We start from the raw sequence: 11,173 nt of genomic DNA, 5'->3' as shown, positions 1-11,173 counted from the left end.
GTGTCTCAGGCCGCGCAACGCTTTCCGGCTGCGCTCAGCAAGGGATAGGAGGTGACCGCGAAGGCCGGGTTCTGCAGCAGGTCCCAGAAGGCGTGGAGCTCCCGTTCGCTCAGGCCGGCGGCGAGCAGTTCGTCCCTCAGCTGCTCGGTGTTGGCCCGGTGCAGGTCGATACCGGCGCTCTTACCGGACCACGCCTGTGCGAAGACGGTGGTGCTCATCTGTTCCAGCCCGGCGTCCGCCATCGCCTGGACCACCTTGCGTCCCCACAGCGGATCGCCCCCGGCCGACTCCATGAGACTCATGAGTTCGGCGTGCACCCGCGTGAACAGGTCCGTCGCGGCGCAGCTGGGCGCGGTCAGCACCGGAATCCACCCGCAGTCGAACTCCTCCAGAACGAGCCAGCCTCCCGGGCGCAGTGCCTGTACAAGACGGAGGAGTACCTGGCGACGCTCGGGCACATGCACCAGCACCAGACGGGCATGAATGAGATCGAACTCGTCCTCCGGGAGCGAGTCGTGGGCGATGTCGTGCCGCAGCAGCCGCACATTTCCCGGTTTTTCACGGGAGTCCATCCACCGCGGCTCGACGTCGGTGACGCTCACCCGTCCGGTCGGGCCCACCCTCTCGCCCAACCAGCGCCCGAGAGAACCTCCACCACCACCGACCTCCAGGCACGTCCAGCCCGAGCCAACTCCCGTTCTGGCCAGGGCAGCGCGGGAAGCCGGGTCATAAGTCGCCTCGAGGGCGCCGAAGCGGCTGTTGGTCTCCTCAGCACTGTTGTCGAACACGTAGTGGGACATGGCGCACCTCCTGCCTTTTGCGATCCGGGTCATGCGGCCGCTTCCTCCTCCACCGCAGCGCACGGTCCCCCGGGGATACCACCCCTGGAGGACGGGAGAAGCGTGAACATGTTGAACGGTCGCGCACTTGTGAACGCCCTGGCGGCCAGCGAACAGAAAGCAGACCCTCCGGCGTGGTCTCAGGTCGGTGCTGTGTGGTGGGTCGGCGGTTGAGCTGAGTACCAGTGTCTGTTGGCCGGCGGTTGTCGTTGGGAGGGGGTGTTGGTGTGTGGTGGGTTGTCGGAGGTCTGTTTGTGGTTGTTTTGTGTTCTGGCGGTTGTGTGTTGGTGGGTTCGCAGGTCGCCGGGTGTTCGGCGTGGGGGGCGATTGGCTGGCTTCCGGGTAGTGGGCGAGCGGTGTGCGTGCGACGAAGATTGCGAGCAGAGTGATTGCGGCCGCCAGAAGGGCGTAGCCGGCCGTCGTCCATCCCCATGTCTCGGCCTGGTGATCGGCAGCAGGAGGAACAGGGTGCCTGAGGCCGCCAGCAGGGCACCGACGAGGTCCAGTCGCGCGGTGGAGGCGGAACGGGACTCGGGAAAGACCTTCGCCCCGGGGAGGAGAGCGAGGATCGAGAGGGGCACCACCACCATGAACACCGTCATCGAGCCGGCTGCCGTCGCCGAGCGGGCCCGCCAGAACCTGGCCCTCCAGTTCCGCGTCTTCGACTGCGGCTCCCTGACGCCGGACTCGAGTATTTTCCCGCCGTAACTCCCGCGAATCTTGTCCCGGACAAGCCACTGACCAGCCCAGACGGTCTGGTCCTGTCCGGGACACCCGGATTCCGTTGCCCGGACGCTGGTTGACTATGCACGCTCTTTCCATCACAGCGGCCCGATGAGCGACTCGGGATTCGGGACCGTCCTCGAAGGGGAGATCCAGAATGAAAGCTGCACGGAAACGAAGCGTTCTCCGAAATGCGCTTAGCGGCGGAGCACTTGCCGGGATCGTGATGGCGACCGGCCTCGCGACCGCCGGCCCGGCCGCGGCGGACGCGAGTGGCTGCACTCCGGCCGACCTGGGAATGGTCTGCGGTAATGTGTGGGGAGACTCGACGTACGTTCACGACGCGGGCATCGCCCGGGACAAGATTGAACTCTCGATCTGCGACTACCAAGGTGTCGTCACGGTCTACAACAGCTCAGGCTCCAAAATCTGGCAGAAGCACTCCCCTCGGCACGGAGGGTGCAGTGTAGGCCGGGCCTGGTTCGACTTTTCGGTGAACCGGTACTTCCCGAACAACTCCAAGATCTCCCTCTCCTGGTACGAGCGCGGGGTGCACCAGGCGACGGTCAGTCACCGAATCACCAAGTAAGCGCTCGCCCGCTGCGGCGGCGTGCCCCCGCACCACATCACCGAGCGGCCCATCGGAAAAGGCCGTCGAAAAGACTCAAGGAGATCAAGTGAGAAAGAAGATTGCGGGAGTATTGACCGCCGCGTCACTGCTGTGCGGCCTTGCCGCAGCGTCCCAGCCGGCTCAGGCGGCGCCCAGCACCCAGTCCGGCCGTGACGGAGGTTGCACGATGCTGTGGGCCAGCGCGGGCGTTGGCGCGGAGATGTGCAAGTCCTATTGGCCCGTCGGAAACGGGTACACCGACGGCTGGGTCGCTGTGACAAAGCCGCACCCGAAACTGCGCGGCCAAGTCATGCTGGACGGGAACATCGTGAACTACGTATCAGCCACGGGCCAGCGAGGAAGCCGGGACTTCTCCTACCAGAAACGGGTCCTGGTCCGGGTGTGCTACGGCAACACGGACATCTGCTCCAACTGGTGGTGACCGCCATCTGATACATGGGCGCTTGCGCACCGTTCGCACGAGAGGTCAGAGAGAAGTTGGGGGCTCGGCGACTCCCGACTTGCCGTTTCCGGCCGTGACCCCTGCTCAAAGCACGGAGTTCTTCCCAACCTGACGTGACAGGTACTCAGGATCGCCGCCGCGGTGGCGTACTCGCGTTGGATGTGAGGAAGCTTTTGGTGGATGGGTTCACGACCAAGATCGCCTGTCCGCCAGGGGTGTCCGCGTGCTTGTTTTCCCGTCCGGCATCGATGTGTCCACTACCGGGGCCGGGCATTTCCACCATGCGGTGCCGCGGCGGCCCGTACAGCACTCGGTAGTGGATCAGGTGCGGGTGCTGGGTCACGGCCGTCTCGATCGCCGCGAGGTACGCCTTCTCCCGGCTGCGGGAACCGGTGACGACCAGGTGCTCACGCGCCCCGGCGGCAACGTTCGCCATTGCTCGACCAGGTCCATCCAGCGGGTGAGCTCCTTGACTACCACCGCGCTACCGGAGGTCTCCGGCACGCTCGTGGCCCCCGCCCTGTCTTGATGGGCGGCCAGCGCCTGCGGGCGCTCGCGGTAGAGCTGGCACAGCCCGTCTTGGTTCCGCTTGCTGGTGCGCCGCCGCCGGGACTCCCACGCGGTCAACGGGCTCGCGTCCGAGGCACCGCCGGTGACCGCGTTCAGGCCGCCAGCGGCTGTGATTTCTTGGGTTGGTGTCGGTGGTGGTGGGAGTTGGTCGTGCTGGTTCAGGGGTGGGTGTTAGGGGGCTGGTCGGTGGGTGGTTGTGGGTGGTTGTGGGTGGTTGTGGGTGGGGTGGGCGGTTGTCATGAGGTGAAAGATTGAGGGGTGGGATCGCTGTCGTGGGGCTTTATCGCGTGGGAGCTGATGTTGACTCAGAGGGGAGGCACCTCGAAGTCGGGAACCGTGTGCTCCTGGATGAGAATGCCGCCCTGGAACGGATCTTTCAGGAAGTCCTGGAGGAGCCCGGCGGGCAGCGGCGTGTCGGGTGCCGCCGGGCTGGTCCAGTCTTGCTGATCTGGCCCGGCCGGTTCGGGCGGGGTTACCGGTTCTCTTGCAGCTTGAGTATCTCGGAGAAGATCGAGGTGGCTGGCTGGTTGATGGGTTCGTCGAAGGTGCTCGTCTGGGCGATGTGCCCTTGGTCGGATGATGCGGTCGGCGAGGCGGGTGTTGGCCGGCCGATGGGTGACGAACACGGTCGCCCGTTCCTCGGCGAGTGCCCTGAGCCGGGTGTAGGTCCGGTGCTCGGTGCGGGCGTCGAGCGCGGCGGTCGGTTCGTCCATCATGAGGACGGGGGCGTCGCGGTGGAACGCGCGAGCGACCGCGATGGGCTGCCACTGCCTGCCGGACAGGTCGTGTCCGTCCCGCCAGGAACGGGCCGGCGAGGTGTCCAGCCTGTGGGGCAGGGCGGCGATGACACTGTCGGCGCCGGCCGCCTCGGCCGCGGTGTGCACGGCGGTGTCGCCGTCGGGGTGGGGCTGGCCGAGGGTGATGTTCTCGCGGGCGGCCAGCGGGTGTAGTCCTGCGGCACGAGCGCCGTCTTGGCGAGCATCCTGGCCGGGTCGGCGTCCGCCAGGTCCACCCCGTCCCACCGCACCGAACCGCTGGTGGGCGGGAAGAGGCCGGTCAGGATGCGGGCGAGGGTGCTCTTGCCGGCGCCGTTCTCGCCGACCAGGGCGGTGACCTCGCCGCGTTTGAGGTCCAGGTTGTTGCCGTCGAGTGCGGGGGTGTCGGTGCCGGGACAGGTGAAGGAGACATCTGTGGCGGTGATGGCCTGCGGCCTGTCCTCGGTGACCGGGGCCGAGCCGCGGCGGGTCGTCCACGGTGTGGCCACGGCGAGGAAGCGGGCCCAGTCGTCCAGGGACAGCGAGGTGCCAAAGAGCCGTGCCCCGGGCCCGCACCGTCGTCGCGAGAGCCGCCGTAGAGGTCCGTACCGCCAAGGCTGCGGTCCCGGCGACTGCGAGTTCCATGCGGCCACTCGCCACCAGGAGCACGAGCGGGCCCCAGGTCGCGGTGGTGCCGACCGCGGTGAGTGCGTCACCGGTCCCCTGCACCACCAGGGCCTGCCGGGTGGCCTTGAGCTGCTCGGTCCGTCTTCGGCGTGGGCCGGGCCGCAGCGGTGCGGGCGCCGGCGTCGAGCAGGTAGCGGCCGGACGCGGCGAGGGCGAGGACCGTCACGGTGGTCAGGTTCTCGCGCAGGCCGGCGGCGATGTCGCCTCCGGTGAAGGTGGCAGCCAGGACGCGGGTGGTGGCCGTGAGCGCGGCCGGGCCGCGGTGAGGGTGGCGGCGCCGATCTGGCAGCCGAGCAGGGCCAGGGCGGCGCGGGGGTCGGTGAGCCAGCCGAGGTGGGCCGCCTCGGAGAGGGTGTGGGGCACACGGCGCGCTATCGCGGCGGTGGGCAGGTTGACGCTTGCCTCGAAGTGCCGGTCGGAGGCCGGGCGCATGAGCGGCGGCTGGCCCGCGGCGGCGACGGGCAGCGAGGACACGGAAGAACTCACGCCCCCATCAGGGGCCGGACCAGGCGGCCGGGCAACGGGATTGTTCCGCATCCTCCTCATCGCCGCTGGTCGCCTGGACCGAACGTTATTCACGGCGCTCGTACTTCACTCGTTCGAGTGGGGCCGTGGTACGGGGCGGGGGAGGCACCGGTGCCGGCCCTGGACCACGACGGCAGCCCAAGACCCCTCTACGGCACGGTGAGGACCGGCATCCAGGGCCTGTCGACGGCGTCTGCGATGTCCCGGCCGACCGCGCCCTGGGGGACCTCCGCCCAGGCGTGTGCGGTGTGGGGCAGGAAGCGGGCGCCGAGTACCCAGCGGGCCTGGCGGCCGGCCAGCGCGGTCACGATGACGGTGGCGAGACTGATTTCGGCGCACGCGATCCGGCCCGGCCACCACGCCGGGATCACCGCCTGCACCGCGGTGTAGAGGGCTTCGAGCTGGGCCAGGCGCGCGTACGGCAGGCCGCGCAGCCGTCGCCCGGCGGCGAGCTTCCAGCGCAGCGGCAACGGACTCCCAGCCAGGGAGAGCGTCAGTGCGACGGCGGCCACCAGCCGGGCACGCCGTGGAACGGTGGGCCGGGCGGCGGGGACCGTGACCGTCATCGCTGCCACCACCTTCGTCGTGCTCGCCGGGGCCGGTCGGTGTCGACGAGCACGCCGGTGGCCACCAGTTCGTCGACGAACGCGGCAATCTGGCCGCTGACCTGCTGGGGGTCCTGACCGGTGGGGATGGCGATCCCGGTCGGCGAGCCCGGCGGTGTCACCGCGGACGGTGATGGCCTGCCAGATCCGGGAGGCGTCCTGATCGAGCATCAGCCACGTCCCCCGCCGAACGTCGAGCACCGCCGTGCCGTCCGGCCGTGTTGTGGTGCACGTGGCGGGCGGGGATCAGCACGCCGTCATCTCCCTCCTGGCCGTCTGGCCACTGAGCCACCAGCACGTCACGCTCAGCTGGTGCAGGTCGGCGATCACCGTGGCGCTCTGCCCCCGGGCTGCCTGAGCGAGCGAGGTACGGACGGCCGCGGGGTCGATCAGCCCACCGTCCGCGAGCGGACTGGAAGCGGTCAGTTCATCAAGCCGATCCCGGTGGCGGGCGAGTCCGGCGATGCGCCGGGCGGTGAACGACCCTTTCGAGCGCCGGGAGGTCAACCAGTCCGGGAGCTTGGGCAGCGCGGCCCGCAGCAGCGGCTTGTAGGCCACCAGCCCGCGCCGTGCGAGGGCTGGCACGGCGAAGGCGGCGCGGACGACCTGGTTGTCCAGGTACGGATACACCGGCCGGATGCCGAGCGCCTGACCGTACGGGGCCCAGCCGCGGGCCGAGGCGCCCACCGAGTGCAGGGCGGCCCACTGGTCGAACTCGTCCGCCATCTCGGTCTGCTGGTCACCGGCTAGGCGGTCCGGCTCACCGGGCGCTGGACTTGGCCTGGGTTCGCGACATTCGAGACCTGTGTGTCGATCTTCGGGTGGCTCTGTTCTTCAAGCAGGTCGGTGGGGTTCTTCAAGCAGGTCGGTGGGCTGTCCCCGAAGGCCGGCGGCCGCCTGCTCGATGGCCGGACCTGGGATGAGTATCCCGCCACAGCGGACATGGCGGGGGTGTGACCCAGATGTGCGTCAAAGAGCCCCCGGTAGCAGTGCCGGACGAGGAGACCACGGCCGACCGGATCAGCACGTCGCCCTGTCGGCGATGGTGCTCGCGGTGACCGGCTGTGGCGCTACTGCGGGTAGTGACTGGCTTGTGCGCCCAGGACGTTCAGCAGAGCCAGGGCCTCGGCGCTGGGGGATCCCGGCGGTGCGGTGTAGAGCACGAGGTACTGGTCGCGGTCGGTGAGGGTGAGCGTGTCGCAGTCGACGGTGACTTCCCCGACGGCCGGGTGGCGGAAGGTCTTGGTGAGCGTCGGCGGGGCCTGCACGTCGTGCCGTTCCCAGAGGCGGGCGAAGTCGGCATCGGCATCGCGGAGTTCGTCGACGAGGCCGGTCACCGCGGGATCGGTGGGGTAGCGGGCGAGAGTGGTGTGGAGCTGCATCACGACACTCAGCCGGAACTCGGCGGCGTCAAAGATCCCGTAGAGCGCTGCATCGGCGCGGTGCCGCCCGGGGAAGGCCCGGCGCGCGAGGTTGCGGTCCTCGGGGGCGAGCGGGGCGAAGTCCTCCATGAGCGCGGCCGCGAGGTCGTTCCAGGCCAGGACCTCGAACGCGGCGGACATCACGAAACCGGCCGTCTGCGGCAGCCGCTGAAGGAGCGCGAGGATGCTGGGGCGGACATCGCGCCGGTGCAGTCCGGTACGGTTCGGCGCGGTGCCCGCGAGGACGTGGAGGTGGCCGGCCTCCGCGCCGGTGAGCCGCAGCGCTCCCGCGATCGCGGCCAGGACATCGGCCGAGGGGCGTGGCGCCCTGCCCTGCTCGAGGCGGATGTAGTACTCCGTGGAGATGTGCGCGAGGACCGCCACTTCCTCACGGCGAAGACCCGGTGTGCGGCGTCGCGGGCCGGAGGGGAGGCCGACATCCTGCGGGCGGAGCCGCTCGCGGCGGCTGCGGAGGAACGCCCCGAGTTCCTGTTTGTCCATACGCCCAGTGTGGGCGCGGCGCGGCGGCGGATCCTGGTACAGCCTGTGCCTGTATCCGGCCGGCAGCCGGCCGGACGCTGTTGCCATGACGAACAGCACGAACACCACCGACAGCGCACCCATCGGCCTGCTCACCGGCAAGGTCATCTTCATCACCGGCGCCAGCCGCGGTATCGGCGCGGCTGCGGCCCGGCTCTTCGCCTCCGAGGGCGCCGCCGTCGTGCTCGCCGCTCGCAGCACCGACGCCCTCGACCGCCTCGTCACCGAGATCCGTGCCGGTGGCGGCACCGCCGACGCCGCCACCCTGGACCTCGCCGACAGCGCGAGCATCCGCGCCGCCATCGACCACGTCGAAAAGCTGCACGGCCGGCTGGACGGCGCCTTCAACAACGGTGCGGTCCCCCAGCACCAGTTCGGCCCGGTCGAGACCACCAGCGACGAGGACATCGACGAACAGTTCGCTGTGAACTTCCGTGCCCACTGGACGGCCATGACCGCCGAGGCCGCCCTCATGCGACAGGGCGGCGGCGGGGCGATCGTCAACACCTCCAGCATCGGCAGCCGCCGCGCGAACCCCGCCCTGCCCGCCTACGGCGCCATGAAGCGCGCGCTCAACAGCCTCACCGAGACCGCCGCGGTCAACTGGGCCCCCGCCAACATCCGAGTGAACGGCATCACCCCCGGCGGCACCTCCACTGAGATGATCGACACCTGGGAAGCGGCTACTCCCGGGATTGCCGAGCAGATGACCGCGACGATCCCGCTCGGCAAGATGGCCGAGCCCCGGCAGATCGCCGAGGCGGCCGCCTGGCTGCTCAGCGACCGCGCCTCGTACGTGACCGGCGCGATCGTGCCGGTCGACGGCGGCGCCGGCGCTTGACAGAGCGGCCCGGGTCTTGACCCGCGCTCCAGGTACAGCCGCTGAAACCGCGGAGGTCATGCGCCGTGGCCGGGGTGGTGCCGCGACAGTGCGGGCATGCCCAGGTCTGCCTTCTTCTCCGTCTCCGAGCTGAGGGTCCGACCCCGGTGGCGGAAGACCGGGACCGCCCGACGCCTGCACAAGACACTGCTCGAAGACCGGCCCGAAGCCCTGGCCGTGCTCCTGGTCAACCCCGACCACCCCAAGGTCGAAGCCCTTTACCAGACGTGGGGCTACCGCCGGATCGGAAACCGCCAGCCCTTCCCCGACCCCCCCCAACTACGCGATCGCGCTCCGCGACCTGCGCACGGGTGGCTGAGGAGGTGGTGCCGGCCGCTATCGGCGAGCGTCAGGCATCGTCCCTCTCCTCGGGCCAGGGCTTGCCCTGCCAGAGCCACCGGCCCGTGCCGTCACGAAGGTGGGCAGGCCGGTCGCGATACGGGGTGCGTCGGTCGATCAAGCTGCCCCACCTGCCCTCCTGCTCCTGGACGGGGTGGAGAGAAACCCGCCGCCCGTCCAGTGGCCCGCCGGTCAAGGTCGCATTCGTACTCATAGACCCAGACTTCCCCCGGGACCCGGCGACAGGTGGAAGGCCGGCCGGTATGACTGAGCTGCGCCGGCGGGTCTACGGCATTGGCAGGACAAGGACGTCTACGGGGCGGAACCTCTGGCAGCTGCCTGGTCGAGTGTGGCCGGACACGCGTCGGAGTCCGGGTGTGTGGCGAGGGCGATCAAGGCGTCGAGGCGTTGGCCTGCCGCCTGCAACTCGGCGACCTTCGCCGCCGTGCGGGCACGTTCGTCAAGCAAGCGCGCCAGCAACTCGGGACCGACATGGCGTGCATCGACAGCCGGCAACAGTTCAGCGATCACCCGGCTGGTGAGCCCAGCCGTGTAGAGCTCGCGGATCAGCCGTACACGGTCCTCGGCCGATGGCGGGTAGACACGCTGTCCTCCTGCCGTGCGCGAGGAACGCAACAAGCCCTGCTCCTCGTAGTAGCGCAGAGCGCGTGTACTGACACCGGCCCGGTCGGCCAGCTCTCCGATACGCACTGTGACCCGCTCCTCGCTCTGCGGTGTCCGATTTGCCTTTGACGTTGACGTCAAGTTCTAGCGTAGACGCGAAGGGCGGGAGCGAACGCCATCCTCCGCCCGGCGAAAGGACGATCATGGACATCGCTGGTTCCACCGCGCTCGTGACCGGAGCCAACCGGGGCATCGGCCGGCGCTTCGTCGACGAATTGCTGGCCCGCGGGGCCGAACGGGTCTACGCGGCCGTCCGCAGCCCGGAGACAATCACCGCATCCGACCCCCGCGTCAGCCCGCTGTACCTGGACCTCCTCGACGAGAAGTCGATCACCGACGCGGCCGACGTCGCACAGGACGTGACACTGCTGGTCAACAACGCCGGCATCGCCACGGGAGCCAACCTGCTGACCGACGACCTGGACGACGTCCGGCGAGAGCTGGAGACGCACCTCTTCGGCACCCTCCGCGTCATCCGCGCCTTCGCTCCGGTCCTGGCCACACACGGCGGCGGAGCGATCGTGAACGTGCTCTCCGTACTGTCATGGGTCGCCACCCCTCAGGGCTCGGGCTCCTACTCCGTCGCCAAAGCCGCCGAGTGGAACATGACCAACGGCGTACGCGTCGAGCTCGCCGGACAGAAGACCCTGGTCCAAGGCGTCCACCTGGGGGCAGCGGACACCGACATGATGGCGGGCACCGACGCACCCAAGATCGACCCCGTCGACGTCGCACGCGCCAGCCTCGACGGCGTGCAGAGCAACTCCCTCGAAGTGCTGGTCGACAACCCCAGCCGCTTCGTCAAGGCGGCCCTGGCCGACGACCCGGCACAGCTGTACGGCCCCGCGCCCGCCAAGTGAGCCTCCTAAGCGTTGCCTTGGCGGGTGCGGGTGCGGGTGCGGGTCGCGGTCAGGTCTTGGATCCGTCCCGGCAGGGCAGGTGAGATCCACAGGACCCCGCCGCCGGGGTCGATGACGACGTGGACGTCCACCCCGTAGCGGCGGCGCTTGGCCGAGTGGCGCGCGGCCGTCCCCGACCCGGTCGCACTCGGCGAGGATGCCGTCGCGCAGGACGAAGTCCGGATCACTCTCCCCGCAGGACCTTGAACAGGCCCCGGTGCTCGGTCCACGAGCAGGCCGATGACCGCGGTGTGTAGACGTGAGAGGCGCCGACGGCGATGCCGGAACCGGCCGCGATCTAGGCGAAAGTGTCGTGCATGGGCGGTACACCAGGCCGATCAGGGCACGTTGGTGTGGCGGAAGCTTGCAGCGGCGGCCACCCCCGCGGACGACGATGAGCATGGTTCCCACTCGACCAAGGCATGGGGAAGGCCCAGCGAGGCAGGACAGGGAACCAACGAGGGTCCTGCGCCGATGAGATGAGACTTCGAAGACCTTCCTCAACGGCACGGGAGCCCCGTGCGTTGCGGAGACCGAAACCGGTTACCCGATCAGTGGCCTACACTGAAAAGGCTCAACGACGTATCGCGTTGCACCCATCAATCCCCTGAAATGGCACCGGGAAAGCGACAC

15 protein-coding genes and 1 pseudogene are annotated in these 11,173 nt (G+C 69.3%); 5 read left to right on the top strand and 11 right to left on the bottom strand.

The features are described 5' to 3' along the window. Positions 1 to 5: 5 nt before the first annotated feature. On the bottom strand, positions 6 to 800 hold the full coding sequence (locus FM076_RS00070; RefSeq protein WP_173867912.1) for a class I SAM-dependent methyltransferase: 795 nt from the start codon (positions 798 to 800) through the stop codon (positions 6 to 8). Between the two features lie 552 nt (positions 801 to 1,352). Here FM076_RS00070 and FM076_RS00065 point away from each other — a divergent pair. The 3 genes from FM076_RS00065 to FM076_RS00055 all read left to right on the top strand — a co-directional run bounded on the left by FM076_RS00065 (position 1,353) and on the right by FM076_RS00055 (position 2,614). Continuing rightward, complete coding sequence (locus FM076_RS00065) at positions 1,353 to 1,547, top strand: hypothetical protein (protein ID WP_173867911.1); 195 nt, start codon at positions 1,353 to 1,355, stop codon at positions 1,545 to 1,547. Between the two features lie 172 nt (positions 1,548 to 1,719). Then, positions 1,720 to 2,151, top strand: coding sequence for a hypothetical protein (locus FM076_RS00060; RefSeq protein WP_173867910.1), 432 nt, complete (start codon positions 1,720 to 1,722; stop codon positions 2,149 to 2,151). Between the two features lie 88 nt (positions 2,152 to 2,239). Beyond that, positions 2,240 to 2,614 (top strand): hypothetical protein, encoded by a 375-nt coding sequence (locus FM076_RS00055; protein ID WP_173867909.1) that lies wholly within the window; start codon positions 2,240 to 2,242, stop codon positions 2,612 to 2,614. Positions 2,615 to 2,759: 145 nt separating this feature from the next. Here FM076_RS00055 and FM076_RS33185 read toward each other — a convergent pair whose 3' ends face one another. The 8 genes from FM076_RS33185 to FM076_RS00025 form a co-directional block, all read right to left on the bottom strand. Then, complete coding sequence (locus tag FM076_RS33185) at positions 2,760 to 3,071, bottom strand: hypothetical protein (RefSeq protein WP_243274236.1); 312 nt, start codon at positions 3,069 to 3,071, stop codon at positions 2,760 to 2,762. 439 nt (positions 3,072 to 3,510) lie between these two features. Further along, positions 3,511 to 3,918, bottom strand: a complete 408-nt coding sequence (locus FM076_RS33180) for a hypothetical protein (protein ID WP_243274234.1) — start codon at positions 3,916 to 3,918, stop codon at positions 3,511 to 3,513. Next, positions 3,918 to 4,469 carry an ATP-binding cassette domain-containing protein gene (locus tag FM076_RS33175; protein WP_345944822.1) on the bottom strand — a complete coding sequence of 184 codons (552 nt, stop codon included), beginning with the start codon at positions 4,467 to 4,469 and terminating at the stop codon, positions 3,918 to 3,920. Before FM076_RS33175 ends, FM076_RS33180 begins: the two co-directional genes overlap by 1 nt. Positions 4,470 to 4,818: 349 nt before the next feature. Further along, the gene (locus tag FM076_RS33170) at positions 4,819 to 5,133 is read right to left on the bottom strand and encodes a hypothetical protein (RefSeq protein WP_243274232.1); all 315 of its coding nucleotides are present in this window, start codon (positions 5,131 to 5,133) and stop codon (positions 4,819 to 4,821) included. A 188-nt stretch (positions 5,134 to 5,321) separates the two neighbouring features. Beyond that, complete coding sequence (locus tag FM076_RS00040; RefSeq protein WP_173867908.1) at positions 5,322 to 5,738, bottom strand: lasso peptide biosynthesis B2 protein; 417 nt, start codon at positions 5,736 to 5,738, stop codon at positions 5,322 to 5,324. Beyond that, positions 5,735 to 5,899, bottom strand: a complete 165-nt coding sequence (locus FM076_RS00035) for a hypothetical protein (RefSeq protein ID WP_173867907.1) — start codon at positions 5,897 to 5,899, stop codon at positions 5,735 to 5,737. Before FM076_RS00035 ends, FM076_RS00040 begins: the two co-directional genes overlap by 4 nt. Positions 5,900 to 6,023: 124 nt before the next feature. Next, on the bottom strand, positions 6,024 to 6,503 hold the full coding sequence (locus tag FM076_RS00030) for an asparagine synthase-related protein (protein ID WP_173867906.1): 480 nt from the start codon (positions 6,501 to 6,503) through the stop codon (positions 6,024 to 6,026). A gap of 344 nt (positions 6,504 to 6,847) precedes the next feature. Further along, entirely contained in the window at positions 6,848 to 7,699 is an 852-nt protein-coding gene (locus FM076_RS00025) for a helix-turn-helix transcriptional regulator (protein ID WP_173867905.1), read from the bottom strand. 85 nt (positions 7,700 to 7,784) lie between these two features. Between FM076_RS00025 and FM076_RS00020 the strand changes: the two genes are divergently transcribed. Next, a complete protein-coding gene (locus FM076_RS00020; protein WP_173867904.1) occupies positions 7,785 to 8,579 on the top strand; it encodes an SDR family NAD(P)-dependent oxidoreductase in 795 nt (264 codons plus the stop codon). A 690-nt stretch (positions 8,580 to 9,269) separates the two neighbouring features. On the opposite strand, the gene FM076_RS00015 is transcribed toward FM076_RS00020, so the two are convergent. After that, entirely contained in the window at positions 9,270 to 9,668 is a 399-nt protein-coding gene (locus FM076_RS00015) for a MerR family transcriptional regulator (RefSeq protein ID WP_173867903.1), read from the bottom strand. A gap of 116 nt (positions 9,669 to 9,784) precedes the next feature. On the opposite strand from FM076_RS00015, the gene FM076_RS00010 reads away from it, so the two are divergent. Beyond that, positions 9,785 to 10,501, top strand: coding sequence for an SDR family oxidoreductase (locus FM076_RS00010; RefSeq protein ID WP_173867902.1), 717 nt, complete (start codon positions 9,785 to 9,787; stop codon positions 10,499 to 10,501). A 14-nt stretch (positions 10,502 to 10,515) separates the two neighbouring features. On the opposite strand, the pseudogene FM076_RS33165 reads toward FM076_RS00010, so the two are convergent. Continuing rightward, a pseudogene (locus FM076_RS33165) lies at positions 10,516 to 10,998 on the bottom strand (IS5/IS1182 family transposase); the annotation flags it as partial. Positions 10,999 to 11,173: the final 175 nt, after the last annotated feature.

The sequence above is a fragment of the Streptomyces albus subsp. chlorinus genome, assembly GCF_013302895.1.
In the GTDB taxonomy this organism is placed as follows: Bacteria; Actinomycetota; Actinomycetes; order Streptomycetales; family Streptomycetaceae; genus Streptomyces; species Streptomyces chlorinus.
Note: the sequence above shows the minus strand (reverse complement) of the source record. Positions and strands in the feature narration are given on the sequence as shown.